The organism is Desulfomicrobium apsheronum (genome assembly GCF_900114115.1).
In the GTDB taxonomy this organism is placed as follows: domain Bacteria; phylum Desulfobacterota; class Desulfovibrionia; order Desulfovibrionales; family Desulfomicrobiaceae; genus Desulfomicrobium; species Desulfomicrobium apsheronum.
Genome location: NZ_FORX01000010.1, coordinates 39,981 through 66,060 on the forward strand (window position 1 = coordinate 39,981; position 26,080 = coordinate 66,060).

The 26,080-nt window shown below is 60.9% G+C and carries 27 protein-coding genes and 2 tRNA genes; 17 read left to right on the top strand and 12 right to left on the bottom strand.

Annotation, left to right across the window (positions count from 1 at the left end; translation table 11 throughout):
• Positions 1 to 31 precede the first annotated feature (31 nt).
• From BMZ40_RS10685 to BMZ40_RS10705, 5 genes are all read left to right on the top strand, one after another.
• On the top strand, positions 32 to 1,189 hold the full coding sequence (locus BMZ40_RS10685) for an ABC transporter substrate-binding protein (RefSeq protein ID WP_092375217.1): 1,158 nt from the start codon (positions 32 to 34) through the stop codon (positions 1,187 to 1,189).
• Between the two features lie 95 nt (positions 1,190 to 1,284).
• On the top strand, positions 1,285 to 2,082 hold the full coding sequence (locus BMZ40_RS10690; RefSeq protein ID WP_092375219.1) for an ABC transporter ATP-binding protein: 798 nt from the start codon (positions 1,285 to 1,287) through the stop codon (positions 2,080 to 2,082).
• A 106-nt stretch (positions 2,083 to 2,188) separates the two neighbouring features.
• Positions 2,189 to 3,445: a phenylacetate--CoA ligase family protein gene (locus BMZ40_RS10695; protein WP_092375222.1), complete on the top strand. Its 1,257-nt coding sequence runs from the start codon at positions 2,189 to 2,191 to the stop codon at positions 3,443 to 3,445.
• 9 nt (positions 3,446 to 3,454) lie between these two features.
• Positions 3,455 to 4,867 (top strand): sigma-54-dependent transcriptional regulator, encoded by a 1,413-nt coding sequence (locus tag BMZ40_RS10700; protein ID WP_092375225.1) that lies wholly within the window; start codon positions 3,455 to 3,457, stop codon positions 4,865 to 4,867.
• Entirely contained in the window at positions 4,864 to 6,474 is a 1,611-nt protein-coding gene (locus BMZ40_RS10705; RefSeq protein WP_092375228.1) for a PAS domain-containing sensor histidine kinase, read from the top strand. Before BMZ40_RS10700 ends, BMZ40_RS10705 begins: the two co-directional genes overlap by 4 nt.
• Before the next feature lie 109 nt (positions 6,475 to 6,583).
• Here the strand turns inward: BMZ40_RS10705 and BMZ40_RS10710 are convergent, their stop codons facing one another.
• Together BMZ40_RS10710 and BMZ40_RS10715 are read right to left on the bottom strand one after the other, a co-directional pair.
• Positions 6,584 to 6,814, bottom strand: coding sequence for a hypothetical protein (locus BMZ40_RS10710; RefSeq protein ID WP_092375231.1), 231 nt, complete (start codon positions 6,812 to 6,814; stop codon positions 6,584 to 6,586).
• A gap of 12 nt (positions 6,815 to 6,826) precedes the next feature.
• Positions 6,827 to 7,318 carry a YajQ family cyclic di-GMP-binding protein gene (locus BMZ40_RS10715; RefSeq protein WP_092375234.1) on the bottom strand — a complete coding sequence of 164 codons (492 nt, stop codon included), beginning with the start codon at positions 7,316 to 7,318 and terminating at the stop codon, positions 6,827 to 6,829.
• A gap of 302 nt (positions 7,319 to 7,620) precedes the next feature.
• Between BMZ40_RS10715 and BMZ40_RS10720 the strand changes: the two genes are divergently transcribed.
• The 8 genes from BMZ40_RS10720 (at position 7,621) to BMZ40_RS10750 (ending at position 14,212) form a co-directional block, all read left to right on the top strand.
• Positions 7,621 to 8,025: a Ros/MucR family transcriptional regulator gene (locus BMZ40_RS10720; protein WP_092188915.1), complete on the top strand. Its 405-nt coding sequence runs from the start codon at positions 7,621 to 7,623 to the stop codon at positions 8,023 to 8,025.
• A gap of 38 nt (positions 8,026 to 8,063) precedes the next feature.
• Positions 8,064 to 8,297 (top strand): hypothetical protein, encoded by a 234-nt coding sequence (locus tag BMZ40_RS19200; protein ID WP_143075598.1) that lies wholly within the window; start codon positions 8,064 to 8,066, stop codon positions 8,295 to 8,297.
• A 207-nt stretch (positions 8,298 to 8,504) separates the two neighbouring features.
• Positions 8,505 to 10,142 carry a glutamate synthase-related protein gene (locus BMZ40_RS10725; protein WP_092375237.1) on the top strand — a complete coding sequence of 546 codons (1,638 nt, stop codon included), beginning with the start codon at positions 8,505 to 8,507 and terminating at the stop codon, positions 10,140 to 10,142.
• A gap of 109 nt (positions 10,143 to 10,251) precedes the next feature.
• Positions 10,252 to 11,397 (top strand): sensor histidine kinase, encoded by a 1,146-nt coding sequence (locus BMZ40_RS10730; RefSeq protein ID WP_092375240.1) that lies wholly within the window; start codon positions 10,252 to 10,254, stop codon positions 11,395 to 11,397.
• Complete coding sequence (locus BMZ40_RS10735; protein ID WP_092375244.1) at positions 11,384 to 12,052, top strand: response regulator transcription factor; 669 nt, start codon at positions 11,384 to 11,386, stop codon at positions 12,050 to 12,052. Before BMZ40_RS10730 ends, BMZ40_RS10735 begins: the two co-directional genes overlap by 14 nt.
• A 146-nt stretch (positions 12,053 to 12,198) precedes the next feature.
• Positions 12,199 to 13,500, top strand: a complete 1,302-nt coding sequence (locus BMZ40_RS10740; RefSeq protein WP_177193116.1) for a hemolysin family protein — start codon at positions 12,199 to 12,201, stop codon at positions 13,498 to 13,500.
• A 148-nt stretch (positions 13,501 to 13,648) separates the two neighbouring features.
• Positions 13,649 to 13,894, top strand: coding sequence for a type II toxin-antitoxin system CcdA family antitoxin (locus BMZ40_RS10745; protein ID WP_092375250.1), 246 nt, complete (start codon positions 13,649 to 13,651; stop codon positions 13,892 to 13,894).
• Positions 13,895 to 14,212 carry a CcdB family protein gene (locus tag BMZ40_RS10750; protein WP_092375252.1) on the top strand — a complete coding sequence of 106 codons (318 nt, stop codon included), beginning with the start codon at positions 13,895 to 13,897 and terminating at the stop codon, positions 14,210 to 14,212.
• A gap of 553 nt (positions 14,213 to 14,765) precedes the next feature.
• On the opposite strand, the gene BMZ40_RS10755 is transcribed toward BMZ40_RS10750, so the two are convergent.
• The 9 genes from BMZ40_RS10755 to BMZ40_RS10795 form a co-directional block, all read right to left on the bottom strand.
• A complete protein-coding gene (locus tag BMZ40_RS10755; RefSeq protein ID WP_092188945.1) occupies positions 14,766 to 14,999 on the bottom strand; it encodes a hypothetical protein in 234 nt (77 codons plus the stop codon).
• The gene (locus tag BMZ40_RS10760) at positions 14,999 to 15,745 is read right to left on the bottom strand and encodes an N-acyl homoserine lactonase family protein (protein WP_092375255.1); all 747 of its coding nucleotides are present in this window, start codon (positions 15,743 to 15,745) and stop codon (positions 14,999 to 15,001) included. The genes BMZ40_RS10755 and BMZ40_RS10760 overlap by 1 nt, the downstream gene beginning before the upstream one ends.
• A 51-nt stretch (positions 15,746 to 15,796) precedes the next feature.
• Positions 15,797 to 16,636 carry an MBL fold metallo-hydrolase gene (locus BMZ40_RS10765; protein ID WP_092375258.1) on the bottom strand — a complete coding sequence of 280 codons (840 nt, stop codon included), beginning with the start codon at positions 16,634 to 16,636 and terminating at the stop codon, positions 15,797 to 15,799.
• Positions 16,637 to 16,651: 15 nt separating this feature from the next.
• A complete protein-coding gene (locus BMZ40_RS10770) occupies positions 16,652 to 17,563 on the bottom strand; it encodes an Mrp/NBP35 family ATP-binding protein (protein WP_092375261.1) in 912 nt (303 codons plus the stop codon).
• Positions 17,564 to 17,603: 40 nt separating this feature from the next.
• A complete protein-coding gene (locus tag BMZ40_RS10775) occupies positions 17,604 to 18,137 on the bottom strand; it encodes a NifB/NifX family molybdenum-iron cluster-binding protein (protein ID WP_092375264.1) in 534 nt (177 codons plus the stop codon).
• Positions 18,138 to 18,296: 159 nt separating this feature from the next.
• Positions 18,297 to 19,673 carry a sigma-54 interaction domain-containing protein gene (locus BMZ40_RS10780; RefSeq protein ID WP_092375267.1) on the bottom strand — a complete coding sequence of 459 codons (1,377 nt, stop codon included), beginning with the start codon at positions 19,671 to 19,673 and terminating at the stop codon, positions 18,297 to 18,299.
• Between the two features lie 105 nt (positions 19,674 to 19,778).
• A complete protein-coding gene (gene metK / locus BMZ40_RS10785) occupies positions 19,779 to 20,948 on the bottom strand; it encodes a methionine adenosyltransferase (RefSeq protein ID WP_092375269.1) in 1,170 nt (389 codons plus the stop codon).
• 30 nt (positions 20,949 to 20,978) lie between these two features.
• The gene (gene ahcY / locus BMZ40_RS10790; protein ID WP_092375272.1) at positions 20,979 to 22,400 is read right to left on the bottom strand and encodes an adenosylhomocysteinase; all 1,422 of its coding nucleotides are present in this window, start codon (positions 22,398 to 22,400) and stop codon (positions 20,979 to 20,981) included.
• 40 nt (positions 22,401 to 22,440) lie between these two features.
• Positions 22,441 to 23,376, bottom strand: a complete 936-nt coding sequence (locus BMZ40_RS10795; protein WP_092375275.1) for an ArsR/SmtB family transcription factor — start codon at positions 23,374 to 23,376, stop codon at positions 22,441 to 22,443.
• Between the two features lie 123 nt (positions 23,377 to 23,499).
• Here BMZ40_RS10795 and BMZ40_RS10800 point away from each other — a divergent pair, with 123 nt between their 5' ends.
• From BMZ40_RS10800 to BMZ40_RS10815, 4 genes are all read left to right on the top strand, one after another.
• Positions 23,500 to 23,982, top strand: coding sequence for a DciA family protein (locus BMZ40_RS10800; RefSeq protein ID WP_177193117.1), 483 nt, complete (start codon positions 23,500 to 23,502; stop codon positions 23,980 to 23,982).
• The gene (locus BMZ40_RS10805; RefSeq protein ID WP_092375281.1) at positions 23,979 to 24,614 is read left to right on the top strand and encodes a DUF2927 domain-containing protein; all 636 of its coding nucleotides are present in this window, start codon (positions 23,979 to 23,981) and stop codon (positions 24,612 to 24,614) included. The genes BMZ40_RS10800 and BMZ40_RS10805 overlap by 4 nt, the downstream gene beginning before the upstream one ends.
• 62 nt (positions 24,615 to 24,676) lie before the next feature.
• Positions 24,677 to 24,750, top strand: a tRNA-Gln gene (locus tag BMZ40_RS10810).
• A gap of 6 nt (positions 24,751 to 24,756) precedes the next feature.
• Positions 24,757 to 24,834, top strand: a tRNA-Glu gene (locus BMZ40_RS10815).
• A 122-nt stretch (positions 24,835 to 24,956) separates the two neighbouring features.
• On the opposite strand, the gene BMZ40_RS10820 is transcribed toward BMZ40_RS10815, so the two are convergent.
• Positions 24,957 to 26,012 carry a Fic family protein gene (locus BMZ40_RS10820; RefSeq protein ID WP_245751091.1) on the bottom strand — a complete coding sequence of 352 codons (1,056 nt, stop codon included), beginning with the start codon at positions 26,010 to 26,012 and terminating at the stop codon, positions 24,957 to 24,959.
• Positions 26,013 to 26,080 lie beyond the last annotated feature (68 nt).

The following is a 26,080-nucleotide window of genomic DNA, read 5'->3' on the forward strand; positions in this document are numbered from 1 at the left end:
GGGGAAACCTTTTGCCGCATCCGGAGACACCATGAAAAAACTTCTTGCCCTGACCATCCTGGCCCTGGTCGCCAGCATCGGCACGGCCTCGGCCGCCTACAAGGTGGGCCTCCTGTCCGACCTGACCGGTCCCACCTCCAGCGTGGGCGGACCCTACGCAGACGGCATCAAGGCCTATGTAGGGTGGCTGAACGACAACGGCGGCATAGACGGCGAACCCGTGGAACTCATCCAGGTCGACTACGCCTACAACGTGCAGCAGGCCCTGGCCGCCTACAAGCGTTTCACCTCCAGCGGCATCGTGGCCATGCAGGGATGGGGCACGGGCGACACCGAAGCCCTGGTCAAGTTCGTAGCCAAGGACAAGATCCCGGTCTTCTCGGCCTCCTACTCCGCGCATCTGATGGACCCGGCCAAGGCGCCCTACAATTTCACCGCCGCGCCGGATTACTCCACCCAGGGCCGGGCCGGACTCAAATATCTGCGCGAGACCTGGAAGGAAGAGCGCGCCCCCAAGCTGGCCTTCGTCTTCCCGGACAATCCCTACGGATCGGTGCCCATCCCGGCCATGAAGGAATATGCCGCCGAACTGGGTTTTGAGATCGTGGGACAGGAAAACGTGGACCTCAAAGCCATCGACGCAACCCCGCAGCTTTTGAGCCTCAAGAAGGTCGGCCCCGACTTCGTCTGGACCGGCGGAACCACCCCCTCCACGGCCGTGATCGTGAAAGATGCCCAGAAGCTCGGCATGACCTGCACCTTCCTGACCAATATCTGGAGCAGCGACGAGAACATCTTCAAGCTGGGCGGCGAAGCGGCCAACGGGCACTACGGGCTTCAGGGCGGAGTCATTTACGGCCAGGACGTGCCGGGCATGGCCCTGATCCGCGAACTGACCAAGGATGAGCCGCAGATGACCCACTACGTCCGCGGATTCGTGTCCGCCATGGTCATGTGCGAGGGCATGAAGATGGCCAAGGCCAAAGGCGAGGTGACGGGCGAGAGCATCAAGGACGCGCTCGAAACCATGCGCGATTTCGATCCTGAGGGGCTCGCTCCGGCCATCAGCTACTTCGCCGATGACCACCGTCCGAACCTTTCGGTGAACATCACCGCCTTCAAGGACGGCAAGCTCGAATTCGTCAAGACCGAAACCCTGGAGCGCAAGAAGGAATGGCTCGGCCATTAGACGCGAATTGTGGAGGCGGAGCGCCAAGCCGTTCCCGCCTCCACAATCACGCGGACGGCTCTTTTCAATCAACAGCAACTTCTTGAGAACAAAGCATGAACATCCTCCAAGTGATGAACCTGGAAGTGGTCTACAACGATGTGGTCCTGGTTTTGAAAGGCCTGTCCCTGGACGTGACCACGGGCAGCATCACCACCCTCCTGGGCGCCAACGGGGCGGGCAAGTCCACGACGCTCAAGGCCATTTCCGGCCTGCTGGCCGGAGAGAACGGCAAGGTCACCTCCGGGTCCATCATGTACGACGGCACGGAGACGGTCCGTCTTGTGCCGGAGAAACTGGTCCGGGCCGGAGTTTTTCAGGTCATGGAAGGACGGCGCATCTTCGAGGACCTGACCGTGGAGGAAAATCTGCGCTGCGGCGGGTACACGCAACCCGCGCGCCTTTTTGCCCACAACTCCGAAAAGGTGTACGCGTATTTCCCAAGACTCAAAGAACGCCGCCATCAGCTGGCGGGCTACATGTCCGGCGGCGAGCAGCAGATGCTGGCCATCGGGCGGGCGGTCATGGCCAGTCCCAAGCTGCTGCTCCTCGACGAACCGTCCCTGGGGCTGGCGCCGCTTCTGGTGGAGGAAATTTTCGAGATCGTGGGCAAGATCAACAAGACCGAAGGCGTGAGCGTGCTGCTGGTGGAGCAGAACGCGCGCATGGCCCTGTCCCTGGCCGATTATGGCTACATCATGGAGAACGGGCGCATCGTCATGGACGGCAAGGGCGAAGAGTTGCTGCGCAACCCGGATGTGCAGGAGTTCTATCTTGGTCTCGGACATGGCGGGGAAAAACGCAGCTATCGCGACATCAAACATTACAGACGCAGAAAACGCTGGCTCGGATGAAGACATCGCGCTCAGGGCCGTTCCCGTGCAGTGACTTCACCCCAACGACCCCAGCCATCTGAAAACATCTCCAAACATCTCCAAACCTCTATTGATCGGAGCGTTCATGGACAGGACAAAGGGCTACTATCACGATCTGGAAACCGACTCCCAATCCATAAGGACAAGCAAGCAATGCAACGCCATTCAGGATATGGTGAAAAAGGCGTTGTCCTTTGATGGGGAGTTTCGTGAACGGCTCGCATCGGCGGGCGTCGTGGCGGATGAAATCCGTTCCCTGGACGATTTCACGTCCATCCCCGTGTTGCGCAAAAAGGACCTGTCCCGGCTACAGCGCGAGAAGGGGCTGGCCTGGTTTCTGCCCGGAGTCCCGGGAACTCTGGCGCGCATCTATCAGTCTCCCGGTCCCATCTACGACCCCGAAGGCCGGGGGCCGGACTACTGGGGCTGGACCGAGGCTTTTCATGCCGCCGGCTTTCGCTCCGGCGATCTGGCGCAGATGACCTTCAGCTACCATCTCACCCCTGCCGGACTGATGCTCGAAGAGCCCCTGCGCGCCCTCGGTTGCGCCGTGATCCCGGCCGGACCGGGAAACTCCTCCGTGCAGTTGCAGCTCATGCAGGAATTACCCGTAACGGCCTTCGTGGGCATGACCAGTTTTCTCAAGACCCTGGGCGAAAAGGCCAGGGACAAGGGGCTCGACCCGAAAAGGGATTTCGGGCTGCGGGTCGCCTTCGTGGCCGCGGAACGCCTGCCGGAAAGCCTGCGCACGGAAGTGCAGGACATGTTCGGCATGATCATCCGTCAGGGCTACGGCACGGCCGACGTGGGCTGCATCGCCTACGAGTGCCCGGAGCTTGGCGGCATGCACCTCTCAAGCCGCTGTTTCGTCGAGATCTGCGATCCGGCCACGGGGCGGCCAGTGCCCACGGGAGAGGTCGGCGAAGTGGTGGTCACGCCGTTCACCCCGGACTATCCCCTGATCCGTCTGGCCACCGGAGACCTTTCGCGCCTCGATGACTCCGACTGCCCCTGCGGCCGCACGGCGCCGAAGCTGCAAGGCATTCTGGGACGGGTGGACGACACCGCCAAGGTTCGCGGACAGTTCGTCTATACCGCCCAGGTCGCGCAGGCCTTGAGCCGTTTTCCGCAGGTCCTGCGTCATCAGGTGGTGGTGAACAACGACGGCGGCAAGGAAACCCTGACCCTGCGCATCGAAACCAATGGCCCGGCGGACCACGGCGCCATCGCCGCGGGTTTTCAGGAAGTGATCAAGCTGCGGCCGGTCGTGGTCACCCTCGGCCTGGGGGAAACCATCCCGGAAGGCGCCCCGGCCCTTGTTGACGAACGCACATACGATTAGGAAACAGACATGACGAAATTCCCATCCTATCCCGTCCTGCTCGTCGATGATGAGGACACGTGGCTGCGGTCCTTTTCCCTGGCGCTCAAATCCCACGGAATCGACAACATCATCTGCTGCAACGACAGCACCACGGTGCCCGAAATCCTGGCCAAGACCGAAATCGAGGTCATGGCCGTGGATCTGGCCATGCCCGGCATGTCCGGACAGGACCTCATCGACAGCGTGTCCGCGACCAATCCGGACATTCCCATCCTGGTCATCACCGGCATGAGCCAAGTGGAGACGGCGGTGCAATGCATCAAGCGCGGTGCCTTCGACTTTTTCGTCAAGACCAACGACAAGAGCAGCCTTGTCTCCGGCATCAGGCACGCCATCGAAATCCGCGAACTCAAGCGCGAAAACAGCAGCCTGCGCACCCGCTTCCTGCAGGACACCCTGGAGCACCCCGAGACCTTTGCGCCCATCGTGACCTGCTCCAAGGCCATGCGCTCCATCTTCCAGTACATCGAGGCCATCGCGCGCAGCACCCAGCCCGTGCTCATCACCGGCGAATCCGGGGTCGGCAAGGAACTGGTGGCCAAGGTCATTCACGATTTGAGCGGACGACAGGGCGAATTCGTGCCCGTCAACGTGGCCGGCCTCGATGACAACATCTTTGCCGACGCCCTGTTCGGGCACAAGAAGGGAGCCTTCACCGGCGCCGACAGAGCCCGCCCCGGCCTGGTGGAAAACGCCAAGGCTGGCACCCTTTTTCTGGACGAGATCGGCGACCTCCCCCAGGCCTCGCAGGTCAAACTGCTGCGTCTGGTGCAGGAACGCGAATACCTGCCCATCGGCTCCGACGTGACCCGCAAGACCGATGCCCGCATCATCGCGGCCACCAACGTGGACCCCGGCGTCATGGCCGAGGCGGAACGCTTCCGGTCCGACCTGTACTACCGCCTGCGCGCCCATCACGTGCACCTGCCCCCCTTGCGCGAGCGCCGCGAGGACCTGCCCCTCCTGATCGACCACTTCATGCGCCAGGGCTGCCAGCAGCGCAAACGCCCCGCAGTGCCGGTCGAGCTTCTGAACCTGCTCGCAAGCTACGACTTTCCGGGCAACATACGCGAACTGCGATTCCTGATTCTGGACGCCCTGAGCTGCTCCGGAGACGACGAACTGAACCTGGACCGCATCAAGGCGCATGTGCGCAAGAACCCCGCCGCATCGCGCAAGGTCCTGCCCGGGGAAGGCACGCGCCTGCAATTCGGCCCGGAACTGCCGACCCTGAAGCATGTCTGCGCCGAACTCGTGCGCGAGGCCATGCGCCGCACCGGAAACAATCAGGCCCTGGCCGCGAGCATGCTGGGAGTATCCCGGCAGGCGCTCAACAAGCGCCTCAACAAGCTGCGCCAGATGGAGGGCCCTGAAGAGTGAACGCCGGCCGGGAAGATCTGCTGCAGAGGCTGCGCGAGCTGGAACGCTCCAACCGCCAGCTCACCCGCGAAGTGCAGGACCTGCGCGCCCTGATCGACACGCCGCTCAATGTCATGCTTTTTTCCCTCGACCTGAACTACAATTACATCACCTTCAACCAGGCCCACCGGGAATTCGTCAAACACAACTGGAACCTCGACATCCACCCCGGCATGCACGTTTTCGATGTCCTGAACGAGCCCGATGAGCGCGTAACCTCCCGCCGCAATTTCGACCGCGTCCTGGCGGGCGAATCCTACATCCTGCGGCGCAAGTACAGAAAACCCAAAGGGGAGATCGGCTTCTACCAGAACACCTACGTGCCCTTGCAGCGCGGAGGGGAAATTCTCGGGGCCGTGGTCTTTGCCCACGACATCACCGAATGGAGCGAGCGCGAAGAGGAAGGCAAGAAATACCGCGCCATTTTCGAAAAGGCCCTGGAGGGCATCTACCGTTCCACGTCCAAGGGACGATTCATCGAAGCCAACCGGGAAATGGCCCGCATCCTTGGCTACGACTCACCTCAGGATCTCATGTCCACGATCACCAACATCAGCCGCCAGCTCTACTGCGACCCCGACGACAGGGAGCTGGTCTTCTCCATCCTGCGCCGCGACGGAGTGCTCAAGGATTTCGAGACCCGCATGCGTCGCAAGGACGGCAGTGAAATCTGGGTGGAATTCAACGCCCGGATCGAAAAGGACGATCAGGAACGCACGGTGTTCATCGAGGGCAAGCTGACGGACATCACCACCCGCAAGGAAGCGGAGTACAAGGCCCAGCTGCGTGGACAGAAGATGATCCAGGCGGACAAGATGGCATCCCTTGGCGTGCTGGTGGCCGGAGTGGCCCATGAAATCAACAACCCCAACAGCTTTCTGACGCTGAACCTGCCGCTCCTGCGCGACGTCTGGGCCGACGCCCTGCACGTGCTGGACGAATACCAGGAAGAACATGGGGATTTCGTGCTCGGCGGACTCGAATATTCGGAACTCAGGCAGCAGATGCCGCTGCTGCTGCAGGGCATGGTGGACGGGTCGGAGCGGATCAAGGATATCGTTTCAAGGCTCAAGGACTATTCCCGCCAACGTCCCGAAGGGGAACGCGAGACGACCGACGTGAACAGCGTCGTGGCCGGAGCCCTGGCCTTCGTGCGCCAGAAACTGAAAACCGCGGCCCCGGGCTATCTCGTCAGGCTGGGGGCGGAGCCCGTTCTGGTGGAAGCCGACCTGCAGCGCCTCATCCAGGTGCTCATCAATCTGCTGGTCAACGCCTGCGAAGCCGTGCCCGCCTCAGGCGGCGAGATCACGTTGCAGGTCCTGTCCAGATACGGGGAGGACAAGGCCTGGGCCGGAGTGGAAGTGCGCGACAACGGCTGCGGCATCCTCCCCCACGATCTCAAATACATTCAGGACCCGTTCTTCACCACCAAACGGGAACTGGGCGGAACGGGACTTGGCCTGTCCATCTCCTCGGCCATCATGCACGACCATGGCGGCCGCCTGGAATTCTCATCCCCGCCCGGCCAGGGCACCTGCGTACGCATGCTCCTGCCCATGATGCGGTGATGCGGTGATGCGGTGAATAGTGAATAGTGAATAGTGTGCGGAAAAAACATGTTACGAGCAAGGACTTACCCTCACTGCCTTCCATTCACCATTCACCAATCACCATTCACTATTCATTCTTCTCTATCATCCGCTCCTTCACGATGGCGCTGTCCATGGCGAAGTCGATGATCCCGGATACAAGGTAGCCAAGGGCCACAAGCACAAGCAACGCAATCACAAGCTTCACGGTCTGCCGGGGCTGTTTCCAGAACAGGAACACGACGACCGCGCCCACTCCCAACCCGATCAGCGGATTGGACATGATCCAGGCCCAAATCCCCATGATGAATGCGTGCATGCGCGCCTCCGGTTATTTTTTCATGTTCACGAACTGCAAGGGCAACTCGAACTCGGATCCTCTCAAGAGCGCCATGACCTCCTGCAGATCGTCGATCTTCTTGCCGGAGACCCGCACCTGTTCGTCCTGGATGGCGGCCTGGACCTTGAGCTTGCTGTCCTTGATCAGCTTGACCAGCTTGCGGGCGGCATCCTTGTCTATGCCATCGTGCAGCTTGATTTCCTGCTTGAGCTGACCACGGGAGGTGTTTTCAGACTCCCCGAACTCCAGGGCCTTGGGGTCGACCTTGCGGCGCACGAAATGCGAGATGAGCATCTCCCGTATGGCCCGTATCTTCATCTCGTCTCCGGTTACCAGAGAGAGGGTTTTCGTCTTGCGATTGAACTCCATTTCCGTGATCACGCCCTTGAAGTCGTACCGGGTCTCGACTTCCTTACGCACATTGTTCACCGCATTATCAACTTCCTGCAAATCGATTTCATTCACAATATCAAAAGATGGCATTGATCCTCCTTTTGGTCTCGCCTTCTCTCACAACATGCACGCATGCTGACCTCAAATCCCCATCGTCGTCAAGCTTCCCAGACAGATGTATTTCCCTGGCAAGAAAATCGAGACCCCGAAAACCCACATATTTCCTCAAAGGATTCAGACACGTTCACAATGATCCTCCCGGCAATCAGGAACAGACATAACAGATTGTCAACAAAGCATTTGACATTCCATCATTCTCTACTATGAAGTAAGCTACTTTGTCTGACGGATTACAGCGTTATCAATGACCCTATTATAGCTATGGAGTAAACATGGAAGATTATCTGAAGCAAGCAATCGAAATCGTGAAGGCCCAGGCTTCTGTCCGCAACATGAACGAAGACGAAATCACCTCGATGATCCGCGCCCTGACGCAGAGCATTCGTGGCGTCGCCGAAGGCGTTGTCCCCGTTGTCGACACCGAGCCCGCCGTGGATCCCAAGAACGCAATCCGTGAAAAGAGCGTCATCTGCTGCGAATGCGGCAAGTCCTTCAAGGTTCTGACCAAGCGCCACCTGGCCACCCACGGTCTGACCCCCGAAGAGTACCGTGAAAAGTACGGCTACAAGAAGGGCACCTCGCTGGTCGCCAAGTCCCTGGCTCGCGACCGCCGCAAGACCATGCAGGGCATGAAGCTCTGGGAAAAGCGCAAGAAGGCCGTCAAGACCCCGGCATAAATGCAAGAAACCCTCATTATGAGGGTTTTTTTACGCCCATGGACAAAGATTGCCAAGCAGGACAGGCATGGCTGAAACAATCACCATGCCCGCTTTTTGATTTAAAATCACTGAACTTTCTTTCCCAGAAGCCCCAGCCTTCACCCCCTGATTTCGAACCAGACCACAGCCCCCCGCCCGCGCTGCCCCGGGTTGATGCGCTTCAGGGCCTCGACCTTTGGGAATTTCTCCCAAAAACCGGGAATAATACCCAGTTCATCATCCCAAAATGACCAGGAAAATGGGATGCGATCCTATCGACACGACCGCGCTCCAAACATAGATAATCTATTGAATTTCTCCATGCTCCACCATTGACCGCCTGCTCGAAACGCGTGCCGATGCGTAGCGCCACCACGGATTCCCTACCCGGTTCTCTGGTGGCGACGTGCGTTTTGGAGAAACACAATACTCAAATTTGCATACGGGAGACGAAAACGATGATCCAATGGCCCAAAAGCAACGATGTTCTCGGCACCACCAATCGCGGTAACCCGGCCGAATCCGGCCTGTGCACGTTATGCCGCTCGGACTGTGCCGGAAAGTGCGAAACTTGGATGTCCTGCCTCAAGGGCAGGCACATGCTCTATCCCCGGGATTTCGGATCCGTCACCGCCGGCAGCGCGAACACCTGTCATGTCGGCGTGAGCTACAATTCTCTGCGCATCCAGGGCTTCAGCTACGGCGCCCAGGGCGTCGCCGCCGGGCGCACCACCAATCCCGATGACTGTCTCTTCACCAACGTCTCCCTGGAAACGTCCTTCGGCGCTACGGAAAAGACCAAGGTGCGCATGCCGCTCATGACCGGCGCCCTGGGTTCCACGTTCATCGCCGCCAAATACTGGGACTCCTTTGCCGCCGGTTGCGCGCTGATCGGCATCCCGATCGTGGTCGGTGAAAACGTCGTCGGCGTGGACCGCGCCTCCAGCATGTCCGGCGGCCGCATCGAGAAATCCCCCGAACTGGACCGCCGCATCGAGATCTACAACCGCTATTCCGACGGCTACGGCACCATGATCGTGCAGCTCAACGTCGAGGACGCACGCAACGGCGTGGCCGAATACGTCATCGAAAAGTACGGCAACAAGGTCTGCATCGAACTCAAATGGGGCCAGGGCGCCAAGAACATCGGCGGCGAGATCGAAGTCACGAGCCTTGACTACGCCCTGTTCCTGAAGAAACGCGGCTACCTGCTCGATCCGGATCCGGAACTCCCCGAAGTGCAGGACGCCTTCAAGGCCGGAGCCATCAAGGGCTTCGCCCGTCACAGCCGTCTGGGCTACACCGACCTGCCGTCCTCCGACGCCGTGCACCAGAACTTCATGGAAACCGTGGCCTACCTGCGCGGGCTCGGCTACACCAAGATTTCGCTCAAGACCGGCTCCTACGGCATGGAAGCCCTGGCCATGGCCATCAAGTATGCCACCGACGCCAATCTCGACCTGCTGACCATCGACGGCTCCGGCGGCGGCACGGGCATGAGCCCCTGGAACATGATGGAGACCTGGGGCGTGCCGTCCATCCTGCTGCACTCCAAGGCCATAGAATACGGCAACATCCTGGCCTCCCAGGGCAAGAAGGTCGTGGACATGTCCTTTGCCGGCGGCCTGGCCCGCGAGGACCACATCTTCAAGGCCCTGGCGCTGGGCGCTCCCTTCGTCAAACTGATCTGCATGGGCCGCACCCTCATGATCCCCGGTTTCCTGGGCTCCAACATCGAAGGTGCGCTGAACCCCGAGCGCAAGGAAAAAGTCGCCGGCAACTGGGACAGTCTGCCCAAGACCGTCAGGGACATCGGCGAAAGCCCCGAGCAGATCTTTGCCGGCTACGAGTCCCTGAAGGCCAAAATCGGAGCCGACGAGATGAAGACCGTGCCCTACGGCGCCATCGCCGCCTGGACCCTGGCCGACAAGCTCGGCGCCGGCCTGCAGCAGCTCCTGGCCGGCGCACGCAAGTTCTCGGTCACCGAGATCACCCGTGGGGACATCGTCTCCGCCAACCGCGAAACCGCGCACGAGACCGGCATCCGGTTCATTACCGACGTGCAGGACGAAATCGCACGCAAGATCCTGGCCTGATCCTCATGAATCCCCAGGGGCGGACCGGCCGCATGCCGGTTCCGCCCCTGGCACCCTGCCCCGTCCTGTGCTACACGGCCAACGCGCCCGTTGCCCAGGAGAAACGCCCATGACCATCCACCCCGACAGTACCGACAGTTTTCCAGCCTCAAGCGAGGAGTGGAGGATGTTTGTGGCCCAGAGCCGCAAGACCCAGCACGACCTGCTTGAGCGCATAAAAGAGCTCAACTGCCTCTACGGCATCAGTCGGCTGGCCCAAAACCGTGAACAACCACTAGGCGAACTCCTGACCGGCATCGCCGACCTGATCCGCGCTTCCTGGCAATATCCCGACATCGCCTGCGCCTCCATCCGCCTCGGCGACACGCGCCACAACTCCGGCAACTTCGTGCGCACCCGCTGGTGCCAGTCCAGCCCCGTCATCATCGAGGCAGAGGAATGCGGCGCGGTCGAGGTCTGCTACCTGGAGGAGCGCCCGGACAGCGATGAAGGCCCGTTTCTGCGGGAGGAGCGCAGCCTCATCGACGCCGTGGCCGATCAGGTCGGCCGCATCGTGGCCCAGCGCCGGGCAGAGGAGCAGATGCGCGCCCTGTCCCAGGAACTGATCATGGCCCAGGAAAATGAACGCCAGCGCATCGCCCGCGAACTGCACGATCACCTGGCCCAGGATCTCTCCCTGGCCCGGGCCGACCTGGAGCGCATCGGGGGCAGCCTGCCTGAAGGGGGCCCTTGGCGCGCCCAGACCGGAGTCATCGCCGAAAGAATCGGCACGGCCATCCGCTCCATCCGGGACCTGGCTTACGGCCTGCTCCCGCCGGGGCTGACCGAGCTTGGGCTGGTCGAGACCGTGCTCGCGCACTGCGAGGACTTCTCCCTGCGCCACGGCATCGCCGTCGATGTCTTTGCCGACGGACTTGGCGGAGTCGCCTTCGACTTCGACACCCAGATCAACATCTACCGCCTCATCCAGGAAGCCCTGAACAATGTGCGCAAACACGCCAAGGCCAGCCGCGTGACCATCCGCCTGCTCGGCTCCTACCCGAATCTGCTGGTGCGCATCGAAGACGACGGCTGCGGAGCCGACATGGACCGCTGCCTGTCCCAGGCCGGTCGCACCAAACGCATGGGCCTGTGGAGCATGCGCGAGCGGGTCAAGCTCCTGGGCGGCAAGATCAGCTTTCGTTCCAAACCCGGACAAGGCCTGCACATCCGCATCGAAACCCCGCTCAACAGGAGCAGCAATGAGCACGCCTAAACGCATCCTCATCATCGACGATCACCCGCTCTACCGTGACGGTCTGAAGGCCCGCCTCGGCACCAGACCCGACCTCTGCGTCGTCGGCGAGGCCGGAACCTGCGCCGAAGGGCTGCGCCTGACCCAAACCCTGGCCCCGGACCTGGCGGTCATCGACATCTCCCTGCCCGACGGCAGCGGCATCGAACTCACCCGCGAACTCCGCGCCTCGCAGCCGGACCTGCCCGTGCTCATCGTCAGCATGCACGCCAAGCTCGATTTCATCGCCGCCGCCTTTCAGGCCGGAGCCAGCGGCTACATGTCCAAGGAATCAGGGGGCGAAGGAATCCTGCAAGCCATCGGCACCGTCCTCTCCGGCGGTCAATACCTCGACGGCTCCCTCTCGCCCTCGGTGCTGCGCCGTCTGAGCGACATCTCCGGCCGCAAGGCCAAGACCCTGGACGCGTCCTATGGCAGTCTCTCGCTGCGCGAACAGCAGGTCATGCGCCTTCTGGCCGAAGGACTGACCCCGGAGGAGATCGCGGCCAAGCTCTTCGTGTCCCGCAAGACCATCCTCAACCACCGCTACGCCATCATGACCAAGCTCGGCATAAAAAGCCCCGTGGCCTTCGTACGCCACGCCGCGCGCCTCGGGTTGATCGAAATCGACGACTGATCCGGCAATCGCGAAATTTCGGCGACAACGCCATTTGCGTCTTTACCCTGACGGGCGATCATGGTTACAGATGAATGAGAACGCCGCGAGGGCTCCCACCACGCAGGCCAAAGTTCAAACAGTCCGTTTTCATCAAGGATTTCTTCATGCTCCGCTCTTTAGCATTTCTGCTGCTGGTCGTCCTGCTGGTTCTGGCCAACGGCTTTTTCGTGGCTTCGGAATTCGCCCTCGTGGGAGTGCGTCGTTCACGTATCGCAACCCTTGCGGACAGCGGAAACAGAAAAGCCAAACTGCTGTTGCGCCTCATCGATCACCTGAACGCCTACATCTCCGCCACCCAGCTTGGCATCACCCTGTCCTCCCTTGCCCTGGGCTGGATCGGCGAACCCGCCATCGCCGAGCTGCTGCACCCACTGCTCGAAGGGCGGGTCCCCCCAGCCGTGTTGCACTCCATCTCATTCGCCATCGCCTTCAGCCTGATCACCTTCCTGCACATCGTGCTCGGAGAGCTCGCGCCCAAGACCATCGCCCTGGAGCGGGCCGAGAAAACCGCCCTGGCCATCGCGCTGCCCATGGAAATCTTCTACCGCATCTTCTACTGGCCCATCCGCCTGCTCGACTGGTCCGGCACACGCACGGTGCGCCTGCTCGGCTTCACCCCCACCCCGCACCACGGCTCCGTCTACACCGAGGACGAGCTGCGCATGCTCATCGACGCCAGTTACTCCAGCGGACAGATAGAGGAGGAAAAACGCCGCCTCATCCGCCGCGCCTTCGACTTCAACACCACCGAGGCATGCGAAGCCATGATCCCGCGCTCGGAGATCGCGGCCCTGCCCGTCACCTCCACCCTGGACGAGGTCCTCGAGGCTTTCCGCATTCATGGCTACTCCCGCCTGCCCGTCTACGGCGAGGACCTGGACGATGTCGTCGGCGTGCTCTTCCGTCAGGACATGGAACCGTTCATGTCCCGCGAGCCGGGACTGGTCTTCTCCATGACCGCCCTGCTGCATCCGCCCGCTTTCGTGCCCTCGGGCAAACGCCTGGGCAGCCTCTTAAAGCAGATGCAGGCCACACGCACCCACCTGATCTTCGTCATGGACGAATACGGCGGACTCGAAGGCCTGGTCACCCTGGAAGATGTGCTGGAAGAAATCGTCGGGGAGATCAACGACGAGTACGATGAAGAAGTGCGCTCACAGATCGTACGCGACGGCGCGGCGTTCATCCTCGACGGAATGCTCGCCGTGCGCGACGCCAACCGCAAACTCGGACTCGGGTTGCCCGAGGACGAGGCCTACACCACCGTGGCCGGATTCCTCCTGGCCCAGGCCGGACGGGTCCTTGAACCGGGAGACATCGTGCCCGTCAAGGACGGCGAGTTCAAAGTCGAACGCGTCGAAAGACGCCGCATCACCCGCATCCGCTTCACCCCCGAAGCGCGCTAGACGGGATGAAAGGCATGGATTCCCGCCTGCGCGGGAATGACTTGGCAGCAGTGCGCCCAGCCACAATATTTCTCTTCCTCTCCTCGCCCTTGCTCTTCGATCCATATGCGCATATTTTATTCACATACTTCACACAGGAGAGATGCGCATGAATCTCGCATATAACACTCAGGCACCCAAGAAACCGACCAACGTCAGCATCAACAGCGATCTGCTAGCCAAGGCCAAAGCCTTGAAAATCAATGTGTCCGCGACGCTTGAAACCGCCCTGGCCGATATCGTCGCGACCCGTCAGCGTAAATTGTGGAAAGAGGAAAACCGCTCGGCCATCGAAGCATACAACCAGTTGGTCGAAGATGCCGGTGTCGCCGGTGACGGCATGCGGAGTTTTTAGATGGCGCAATTCGCGGTCTATGCAAATCCGAACCGTTCCACTCGCGCGACCTACCCGTACCTGCTGGACATCCAGTCCGATCTTCTGGACGACCTGCGCACAACTGTCGTCATCCCCCTGTCTCCGCTCCGTCTTGCCGGCAAGGCCGCCATCTCCAGGCTTTGCCCGGTGCTGGACATCGACGGCGAATCGTTCGTCGCACTCACGCAGCAACTGGCCGGTGTGGACAGAAAAACCCTCGGCAAGGTGGTCTGCGATCTTGGCCGCTATCGATCAGACATCATCGCCGCCCTGGATTTCATCGTTTCAGGCATCTGAAACCCTCGCGAAACAAAATGCGGCGACCCGGAAACCGGATCGCCGCCGCACGAAGAAAGTTGAAAATCATGGATTCCCGCCTGCGCGGGAATGACTTGGCAGCAGTGCGCCCGCCACATTATTTCCCTAGCATTTCACCCGAAAAGACGACCCGCGCAACTCGCGTTACCAGCGGGCCGGGGTGTTTCGGGGCGGGGCCGTCGACTGTCTGACTGATCCAGGCATCGTTTGCTTCCCCGCTGCTCCACCGCCCAAAGCGCAAAACAAAGTTCCCCGCACGCAGCGGGGAAGCATTACGAGGCCGGAGAAGGAGTTTCGGCGGTCCCGACCCGAAACGCACCGGATCGCGGCCGCACGAAGAAACACGAAGAAACAAGATCCCTTCGGCGGACAAGTCATTTCAAGAAGTTGAAAATCATGGATTCCCGCCTGCGCGGGAATGACTTGGCAGCAGTGCGCCCAACCACTTTATTTCCCTCGCGTTTCGATCAAAAAAGCCCCCGACACGCTTCCTCTCTATGACCATTTTCCAGCCACAGTCTCTTCCATCAGCCTAAATATCGATCTTGGTCCCCGAATACGTGAACGCATTCCTGTTCATCTTGATGAACGAACCCTTGTCGATACCCACTGCCTTGCCGCACTGACACCAGACCTTGCCGTCCCGCTCCTCCAGAATCCAGACCTTCTCGATCCGCTCCCGGTGGCAGCGCAACACCTCGCCCGGTCCCAGCTTGCGATAGCGCCACAATTTCTTGCGGCACGCGGCGCACTTGATGATCAGCATTATTCCGGCACGCGCTCCATCCCGGCCCATTTCGGTTCGTGCAGGGGCAGGATGTGGTCGGCCAGGGTCTTGGCCCGAACCAGGGTTTCGTAGGCTTCGTAGGCATTGACGTGGGTGCCGGGGGGGATGACCTCCATCTCCATGGCCGTGACCGCCTTGGGGGGATAAAGATTTTCCAGAATGGTGCAGAATCCGCAGATGAGGACGCTGCCCTTGTCCGTCTCCACGCGCACGGACATGCCGCCTTCGGTGTGGGCCGGGGTGTGAATCATGGTGATACCGGGCACGATCTCCGTGTCGCCCGTCAGAGCCACGATCTGACCGTTCTCCTCCGCCTCCTCGATGTAGTCCTCCAGATAACGGAAATCGAGAGGGTGCGGGTCGTGGATGCGCGCAAGCTCCTTTTCGTGGACGTAGATCTTCGCGTTCACGCATCGTGCGTCGTTCTCGCAGTGATCGTTATGCAGGTGGGTGTGCAGAACGATGTCGATGTCCTCGGGCGTCAGGCCGTAACGGGCCAGCCCCTCGTCGAAGGTATGGATCTTCCCGCCGATGGCCTTTTCCCGCTCCTCTGAGATCACCGGGTGCATCTCCCCCGTATCCACCAGGATCTTCCTGTCCCCGCCTTCCAGATACCAGCAGTAGATGGGGATGGTGTAGGGCGTGCCGTAATCGTGCTGATAGGTCATCATGCCTTTGTCGAAGACCTTGGTGCCCATGACGATGGGATGGATGGTGTAGGTCATGCATTGCTCCGCTGGATGGCGCCACGGCCGGAAAGCCGCGGCGCATGTGTGTCAAGGCTCGGACGTGTCCAAGCGGAATCCACTGTAGCCGGTGTGCACGGGACAGTCCAGATGATCGCGCAGATAGGCGATAGCCCCCTCCCCTGTGCAATGACACGGAACCAGCAGTTCGGGCTGCATGTCACGCAGGGCCTGCGCGGTCATTTCCAGCCGCTCCCGGCTGGCCGAGCCCAGGTGGAGACCGCCGATCACGGCGCGGATGCGGCTCTCGCCGGTGATCTCCCGCAGATGGGTGAGAGTGTTGATCAGGCCCGCGTGACAGCAGCCCAGGCAGACGATCAGCCCCTTGTCGGTGCTGATCCACAGGGCCTGGTCGTCGTCGACAGGGTCGGAACGCAGGCCATGGGGATCAAAATAGAACGGTCCCCCTGCGTCCTCGAAATCCGTCCACCTCGGAATGAAACCGCTCAGGCCGATCCCATCTCCGAGCAATTGCGCCCCGCCGTTCCAGAACATGCGCTCCACGGGCAGAGTTGCCAGGGCCCGCATCGAGAACATGGGCATGCGGATATCCCGGACCTCGCCGCCCGAGATGCTGTAGCGGGGCTCGGTCACGCCCGAATGGCAGTACACCCGCACTTTCGGCGCGGCCCCGAGCACCATGGGCACCGCGCCGGTATGATCGTAATGGCCATGGCTCAGGACCAGCGCGTCGGTGCGGCCCAGATCGATCCCAAGCGCATGGACGTTTTCGGCCAGGGCGGTGCCCTGGCCGGTGTCGAGCAAGATGTGCCCGTCGCCATGCTCTATCCACAAGGCGAAGCCATGCTCCGCCAGACATCCGAAGCCGGCCTGATTGTCGACCAGCACCGTCAGCACGGTCTTGTGCATGATGAATCTCCGTGATCAGGCATCCTGTTTGACGGTTGGCAGCTCCAAAAGCGGCGCGACAACACTGCGCATGAGTTCCGCCGTCGGGCTTGCGGCATGGTGCATGACAAACGCCTGCCCCATGTCACCGGCTTCGGCCACCATCGGATCGATGGGGATGGAACCGAGAAAGGGAACGCCCATGTCCTCGGCCATGAGCCGTCCGCCGCCGGAACGCAGGATATGGGTCAATTCTCCGCACTTGGGACACACGAATCCGCTCATGTTCTCGACCACGCCCAGCACCTTCATGCCGACCTGCGCGCAGAAAGTGATGGACTTGCGCACGTCCATGGCCGCCACGCGCTGCGGCGTGGTCACCACCACGGCTCCGTCGATGGGGTTGATGAGCTGACAGATGGACAGGGGCTCGTCGCCGGTGCCGGGAGGCGCGTCGATGATCAGGTAATCCAGATCGCCCCAGGCCACGTCCTTCAGAAATTGCTTGATGACGTTGCCCTTGACCGGACCGCGCCAGATGACCGCGTCGTCGGGATTGCGCAACAGAAAGCCCATGGACATGACCTTGAGGTGCCCAAGCTCCACCGGGACGAGGCCGTCGGGACCGGCTTCGATGTTCGCCCCTTCCAGGCCGAGCATGGTCGGCACGCTGGGGCCATGGATGTCGACATCGAGGAGTCCGACCTTCTTGCCCGCGAGCATGAGTCCCATGGCCAGGTTTACGGCCACGGTGCTCTTGCCCACGCCGCCCTTGCCGGACATGACCATGATCTTGTGCCCGATATGGCACAGCCGGGATTGCAGGGCCCGACGGTCCTCGAAATCCTGATCGTTCTCACCCAGCTCGCGCTTGGCCGCCGAGCAGCTGGAATCCTTGCATGAATCGCACGTACTGGCCCTGGGGGCGCTGTTTTCCATATTCTCCATTCAGTTACTCCACGATACGCGGTTAGTTGTTCAATTTTTTTCAAACGGCGGACGAACCGCCCTTGCCCGAATCCTTCTCCGGATCGCCACGCAAATCCCTGCCTCGCCTGTTGCGGATTCGCGCGCCGCCCGGCGCCCCCTCCGCCCAGCCCTCAGGGCTCCGAGGGCCCGAGCCCGGCCTTGCCGGGAATGGTTCCGGATCTGCCCTGCGTGACTGCTGCATGCCCCTTTGACGTCCAAAGCCCCTGCCTCGGCAGCCGGGCATGTCAAATCTTTCATCCAGATCGCCACGCTCCCAGGCCGTGATGACCCGTTCCAGATCACCGGTCACGAAACCGACAACCTTGATTCCTCCGGCCGCAAGGGCTTCTTGCATGGGCCTGGAAATGGCCCCGCAAATGAGCGTCCCAACATCCAGACGAAGCAGGTCCTCGGCCCTGTGCAAAGGCTCGCCGCGCGACAGGACATGCTCTTCCCGCTTACGGCCCCCTTCGGCCAACACAAGGATGCGCCCGCCGACGTCAAAGACCGGCGCGATACGATCCTGCCATTGATGCAAGGCAATGCGCGACATTATGGCTCCTCTTTCCCTCTTGCGAAGCATGAGGCGTGCCGCCGGACGGACGCATATGAAAAACGGATAATACACTGATAATAAAGAATATCATGCGAAAAAGAAAAAACATGGAGGGGCGCAAACGCACCACAAGGGAACAAATGAGTAGCACCATGGCTACTCTTTCGGGGAGGATCGGCCGTCGCGTTCGGGCAAGGCCATGCCGAGGCGCTTCATGCGCCGAAAGAGCGTGGTTTTGTGGATGCCCAGCTCGCGTGCCGCTGCCAGGCGATTGAAGTCGTTGCGCTCCAGAGCCGCGTGAATGGCCTGCCTGTCGAGCATGTCGTGCATGGCGCGGCCCTCGCCGAAGTGTCCACGAGGGGCCAGCAGGGTCAATTCGTCCGGCAGGTGGTCGATGTCGATACGCCCTTCGCCGCAAAGCACAAAGGCCCTCTCGATGCAGTTCTCAAGCTCCCGGATGTTGCCCGGCCAGTCATGCGCCATGAGCAGGGACAGGGCCTCGGTGCTGATGCCCGTGACCGTGCGCCCCTGGATGCGGTTCAGGCGGCGGATGAACTGCTCCACCAGCAGCGGCAGATCGTCCTTGCGCTCACGCAAAGGGGGCAACTCCAGCCGGATGACATTGATGCGGTAATAGAGGTCCTCGCGGAAATCACCGGCCCGAATCAGCTCCGCCAGATTGCGATTGGTGGCCACAATGACTCGGGCGTCGGTGGATTCGGTCCTGGAGGACCCCAGCGGTTCGAAGGTGCGCTCCTGCAATACGCGCAACAGCCGCACCTGCAGGGCCGGACTGATTTCCCCGATCTCATCCAGAAAAATCGTCCCGCCCCGGGCCTGGGCAAAACGGCCCAGCCGGTCGCGGTTTGCCCCGGTGTAAGCCCCGGCCTTGACCCCGAAGAGTTCGGACTCAAGCAATGTATCCGGCAGAGCCGCGCAGTTGACGGCGATGAAAGGTCCACCGGCATGAGCGCTCAGGGAATGGATGGTGCGGGCGAAGAGTTCCTTGCCGGTGCCGGTTTCCCCGGTGAGCAGGACCGTGCTGGGGCTGGCGGCGATGGCCGGCAGCATGGAGAAGAGCTTGTGCATGCGCGGACTGCGGCTGAAGAGCTCGCCGACATGGTAGCGGCCTTCAAGTTCGCGCTTCAATGCGTCGATTTCCGAAAGATCGCGGAATGTTTCGGCTCCGCCCATGACCTGGCCGTTCTCGTCGCGGAACACCGCCGTGGACACGCTGATGGGGATGCGTTCCCCTTGCGCCGTGATGATATATCCGCAGGTGCCGATGCGCGGCCTGCCGCTCGCAAGCGTATCCTGCAGGGGGCAGTTGTCGCCGCACAGGCTGGAACGGAAGACCTCGGAGCACAGGCGTCCGATGGCCTCGGAGCGGGGCACTCCGGTGATCTCTTCGGCGGCGCGATTGAAGGACGTGACGCGCCACTCAAGATCGACGGTGAACACCCCGTCGGAGATGCTCTCGAGGATGGCGTCCGTGGGCGTGCGCGTAGCGGGATTCTTTGTGGACGAGGACATGGCTTTTCTTGTCCCTCTCGGCAGGCTCGGTCAAGAGCGCATGAAAACAAAGAAGGGCGGAAAGGAGATGTTCCCTTCCGCCCCGCATGATGAATCAGGCCCGGTCTAAACCTTGGCGGCGGTCTTCAGGTCCGCGACGGCATCGGTAACTTCCCAGGGGAAGATGAAATCCTCGCGGCCGAAATGGCCGTAGCAGGCGCTCTTCCTGTAGATGGGCTGGATCAGGTTGAGTCTTTTGATGATGTAGTAGGGGCGCAGGTCGAAGACCGTGCGCACGGCCTTGGTCAGGACCTCATCCGGGACGACGCCCGTGCCCCCGGTGGTGACCAGCACGGAAACCGGCTCGGCCACGCCGATGGCGTAGGCGATCTGCACTTCGCAGGTGCCCGCCAGGCCCGCGGCCACGATGTTCTTGGCCACGTAACGGGCCATGTAGGCGCCGGAGCGGTCGACCTTGGACGGATCCTTGCCCGAGAAGGCGCCGCCGCCGTGGTTGCCCATGCCGCCGTAGGTGTCGTTGATGATCTTGCGTCCGGTCAGGCCGCAGTCGGCCAGGGGGCCACCAGCCACGAAACGGCCCGTGGTGTTGATGTAGATGCGGGTGTTCGCGTCCATCATGTCCGCGGGCATGACCTTGGCGATGACCTCGCGCTTGATGCCCTCGACGATTTCCTCGTAGGTCACCTCGGGGGTGTGCTGGGAGGAGACGACCACGTTGTCGATGCGCACGGGCTTGCCCTTGCGGTACTCGACGGAGACCTGGGTCTTGCCGTCGGGACGCAGGAAATTCAGGATGCCGGACTTGCGCACCTCCGCCAGACGGCGACTCAGGCCGTGGGCGTAGTAGATGGGCGCGGGCATGAGCGCGCTCGTCTCCGTGGTGGCGTATCCGAACATCATGCCCTGGTCGCCGGCGCCCTGATCCTCGGGCTTGGCGCGGTCAACGCCCATGGCGATGTCCGGGGACTGCTTGTCGATGGAGGACAGCACCGCGCAGGTGTTGGCGTCAAAGCCCATGTCGGAGCTGACATAACCGATCTCGCGCACCGTGGAGCGCACAATCTCGGGCAGGTCGGCATAGGCTTCGGTCGTGATCTCACCGGCGATGACGGCCATGCCGGTGGTGACCAGGGTCTCGCAGGCCACGCGGGAGCGGGGATCCTGGGCCAGCAGGCAGTCCAGCACGGCGTCGGAGATCTGGTCCGCGATTTTATCGGGGTGTCCCTCGGTCACGGACTCGGACGTAAACAGATAATGATCGGCATTGAGAATCATGAAAAATCTCCTTCTTGCATGGGGAGGTTGTTAATAGCGGTAATGATCGGGCTTGTACGGACCGGTCACGGGCACTCCGATGTAATCGGCCTGCTCCGTGGACAGGGTCTCAAGCTCCACGCCCAGACGCGCCAGATGCAGGCGGGCCACTTCCTCGTCCAGAATCTTGGGCAGAATCATGACCTGCGGGGGATAATCGTTCTTGGCCAGATCGAGCTGGGCCAGAACCTGGTTGGTGAAGGAGTTGGACATGACGAAGCTGGGGTGGCCGGTGGCGCAACCCAGGTTCACCAGCCGGCCTTCGGCCAGGATGATGAGGCTCTTGCCGGAAGGCAGGGTCCATTTGTCCACCTGCGGCTTGACCGTGACCTTGGTGCAGCCCGGGGTATCTTCCAGGAAGCCCATGTCGATCTCGTTGTCGAAGTGGCCGATGTTGCAGATGATGGCCTCGTCCTTCATGGTCAGCATGTGCTCGCCGCGCACGACATGGTAATTGCCGGTGGCCGTGACGAAGATGTCCGCTTCCTGGCAACCCTTGACCATGGTCGTGACCTCGTAGCCTTCCATGGCCGCCTGCAGCGCGCAGATGGGGTCAACCTCGGTGATGAGCACGCGCGCACCGAAGCCGCGCATGGACTGGGCGCAGCCCTTGCCTACGTCGCCGTAGCCGCAGACCAGCACGACCTTGCCCGCGACCATGATGTCCGTGGCCCGCTTGATGCCGTCGGCCAGGGATTCGCGGCAACCGTAGAGGTTGTCGAACTTGGACTTGGTTACGGAGTCGTTGACGTTGAAGACCGGGAAAAGCAGCTCGCCGTTCTTGGCCATCTGATAGAGGCGATGCACGCCGGTGGTGGTCTCCTCGGACACGCCACGGATGCGGGCGGCGATCTTCGTCCACTTCTGGGGATCGGCCTTGGCGCTGACGATGAGCCGGTCGAGCACGCAGCGGAATTCCTTGTTGTCCGTGGTCCGAGAGAGCAGGGACGGATCCTTCTCGACCTTCACGCCTTCGTGCACGAGCAGGGTCGCATCCCCGCCGTCATCGACGATGAGGTCCGGACCAGTGCCGTCGGGCCAGGTCAGGGCCATCTCCGTGCACCACCAGTAATCTTCCAGGGTCTCGCCCTTCCAGGCGAAAACCTTGGCCAGGCCCTGCTCGACAATGGCGGCCGCAGCATGGTCCTGGGTGGAAAAAATGTTGCAGGAGGCCCAGCGCACATCCGCTCCCAGAGCGTGCAGGGTCTTGATGAGCATGGCCGTCTGGATGGTCATGTGCAGGCTGCCGGTCACGCGCAGGCCCTTCAGGGGCTTTTCGCTGCCGTACTTGTCGATGAGCGCCATAAGTCCGGGCATTTCGCGTTCGGACAGCTGCATTTCCTTGGATCCCCAATCGGCCAGACTCATGTCGGCGACCTTGTGATCAAGCTTTGGGTCAATGGGTAACGTCATGGTATCTCCTTTCCTTGGCTGTGGCCGTGGCCACCTGATGTTAAACTGAAAATTCTTCCCGGCGGGCGGTGATGACCATGAGGGTCAGCCCCAGATTGACGGGGTGTCGCTCGCAGCTCAGCTCCTGGAACCCGGCCTTCTCCATCCACGACTGCAGGTCGTCCGGGGAAAAACCGAGCCAGCGGTCGCCGTAGCGCGTGCGCAGGGTTTCGTTGTCGTGCAGCAGAAAATCCACCAGCACCGCCTGTCCTCCGGGGCGGACCACCCGGCCCATCTCGGCGATGCCGTCCTGGGGCGCGGCCAGATGGTGCAGCACCAGCGACATTATGGCCGCGTCCGCTTCTCCGTCGCGCAGGGGCAGATGTTCGAGGTCGCCGATGCGCAGGCTGACCTCAAGCCCCTCGGGCAGGAGCTTGGCCGCCGCGTCGAGCATGCGCGCAGAGTTGTCCACGCCGATGACGCATCCCGCTGCTCCGGCCAGATGCCCAAGCAGAAGGCCTGGGCCGCACCCCAGATCGACCACAGTACCCCGCTGCGTCTCGGCGGCGGCAAGGCGCTTCATGATGGCCGGCCCAAGCGCGAAATCGCCGAGCATTTCGCGGCTCAGGCGGTTCCAGTCCGAAGCGATGCCGTCAAAAAAGTGGGTCGTTGAGCGACGGCGATCGTTCAGGACCTGTGCGGCGCGGTCCAAATCCTGACGGTGCTCGGGCAAATCCTTGAGTCCTTCCAGCACGGCCGCAAGCAATGCGCGAGAGCCGTTGGCCGATGAAGACGAGTAGAAGGCCCACAAGCCATGGCGTTGGCAAGCCACCAGCCCGGCGTCCATGAGGATTTTCAGATGCCGCGAGATACGCGACTGGCCCATGTCCAGAACCTGCACGATCTCACCCACGTTGAGCTCGTGGGCGGCGAGCACGCCGATGAGGCGAAGCCTGGTTTCATCGGCCAGGGCCTTGGTCTGGGTCAGTAGTTTCATGAGTGGCGCATGTGGTTATTTTTATATATCAAGATATCCTGATATAGGCACGCCTACATGCCCGCCGTGCAAAGGTCAAGAACCAGTCTTGCCTGGCACCGGCAAGACGGTTACTTAATAAAGATGCATCAAAGACAAAAGAAAGTCCGCTCCGCGTCCGAGGCGCTCGGCACGGTCCTCGGCACGCCGGAGGCCGCCCTGGAGCTGGCCATTGCCCGGTTGTGGAGACACTGGCCCGAAATTCTCGGGGCGGAAATCGCCGAAATGATCCGCCCCCTGGGACACCGTAAAACCACCATGCTTCTTGGCGCGACCAACTCCATGGTCATGCAGGAATTTTCCTATTTCGCGCAAAATATCCTGGACAAGGCCAACGGCTTTCTGGGCAACGCCTATTTTCAGAAGGTGCAGATCGAGCTCATGGCCGGCCGACCAGCCCTGGATCAATCCTTGCTCCCAAAATTTCCGCCCCGCCCCGAGCCCCCCAAACCCGACATCCTCGGCAACCTTTTGCCCTGCATGGACCCGTCTTCGCCCGTGACGTCCTGCTACCGAGCCTACGTCAGGCATTTCCGCCCGGACCTCGAAATCCCGGAGGACGAATGAACAGACACGCGCTCTTTCTTGTCATCATTGCCCTGCTGTTCCTGCCCACGCAGGTTCGGGCAGACACGGACGCGGTCCTGCGCGACTACATCCCAAGCGGCAAAATCACGCGCTTTGAGGAACCGGTGCTCTTCTGGATCGGCGGCAAGGATCGCCTTGAAGGACAATATTATATTGATACCGTCGTGAACGAAGTGCGACGCATCATCCCCCAGCTGTCCTTCAAACAGGTCTCTTCCATGAACCAGGCCAACGTCCGTTTTTTTCTGACCGACTCAAAGGAAGAATGGCAGGCGACAGTGAGCAAAAGCGCCCAGGGCATGGCGGGCTGGCAGGAGATAGGAGATCTCATCCGGGGCTTCACGCTACTGGCCTCGAATAACGGGGTCATCAGAAAGGCGGACATCGCCCTGCATCTGAACTTTCAGACCTCGGGCGGCCAGAAGCTCTGGATCGTCCGCCACGAACTCATGCACGCCCTGGGCATCATGACCCACCCGAAGGCAACCGTCGACACGGTCCTCAACTCCAGACAGGCGCAGGAAGAAAAAAACAGCATCTTTTCGGACTCCGACATCCTTGTCCTCAAAACCATTTACAGCCCAAATCTTGCCCCGGGCGGTTCCTGGTAAGAGTCGCCGTTTTTCCGATCTTGACAGCCCGGACCTCTTTCCCTAATGAGACTTTTCGCTGCTGGGCGATCGTTCAACGGTAGGACAGCGGACTCTGACTCCGTCAATCTTAGTTCGAATCTAAGTCGCCCAGCCACCATGCGTCCCCATCGTCTAGCTAGGTCCAGGACACCGGCCTTTCACGCCGATAACAGGGGTTCAAATCCCCTTGGGGACGCCACATCAGCACAAAATCGGGACACGCTCCCGCCCCCCGGAGGTTCCGGGAAACACCCCCTAGGCCCCGCGCGAAAGCACGGGGCTTTTTCTTTCCGTCCATTCAAATCGTGTAACCCTGCTATTTCAGCCAAGCCTATACCACACCCCCCGGCCTTGCCCCTGCATGACAAGATGCCTGTTCTGCACCAGCTTGCGGAAATGATCTTTCAAGGTGTTCCGGCTGACCCCTGTCAGGATGACCATTTCTTTCAGCGTGACCCGACCATGTTCGCGGGCGTGTTCCAAAATACGCAGGGAAAGTTCCGGCAACGCGGCCAGCAGCAGATGCTCTTTCTCTAGCTTCTTTTCCAACCTTTTCATTTGTTGATGCAGGGCACGTAAAAAAAACAGAATCCAGGGCTGCCAGTTGGGGTTCTCTGTGCGAATGGTTGTTTGCGTCTGACGCAGGGCAAGGTAATAGCCTTCCTTGCTGTTCTCGATAACGCTTTCAAGCGAACTGTACGGCGTGTATGAATAACCGCAGCGTAGCAGAAGAAGCGTGGTCAGAATGCGTGATAAGCGCCCATTACCATCTTGAAATGGATGGATCGCCAGAAAAGTTACGGCAAAGACACCCATGACCAACAAAGGATGCAGCTTTTTGGTTTCCAGTGCGTGATTTGTCCACTCGACCAAATCACGCATGAGGCGAGGAGTATCAAAGGGAGCGGCTGTTTCAAAAACGATACCTATTTGTTGCCCCTTCTCATCAAAGGCGGCGACGTTGTTCGGGGATGTTTTGTAATTGCCTCGATGGCGTTCGTCTTTATCGCTGTGGCGCAGCACGTCCCGGTGCAGTTGGCGAATGTAGTTTTCAGTCAGGGGAATGTGTTCCCAGGACTGAAAAATTTGCTCCATTGTCTCCGCATATCCCGCCACTTCCTGTTCATCGCGCGTGGCAAAGGAGCGGATGGAAAGATTTGCCAGCAGTTTTTCCACCGCACTGTCGGAGAGCTTGCTGCCCTCGATGCGCGTGGAAGAGCCTATGCTTTCAATGGTCGCAACCCAGCGCAAGGCGAGAAGCCTTTCCGGCGCTAGCGAACCAAGGGCCTTCCAAGCGCCTTTGAATTCGTCGATCTCTGCAATAAGCCCAAGGAGTTCATGGGTGATGTTCAGGGTGTCGGCAGTAATCATGTCCATTTACACATCCGAAAACATCCATTCTGTCAACCCGCAAAAACACCCATTTTCATCCGATTCCCTGCTTT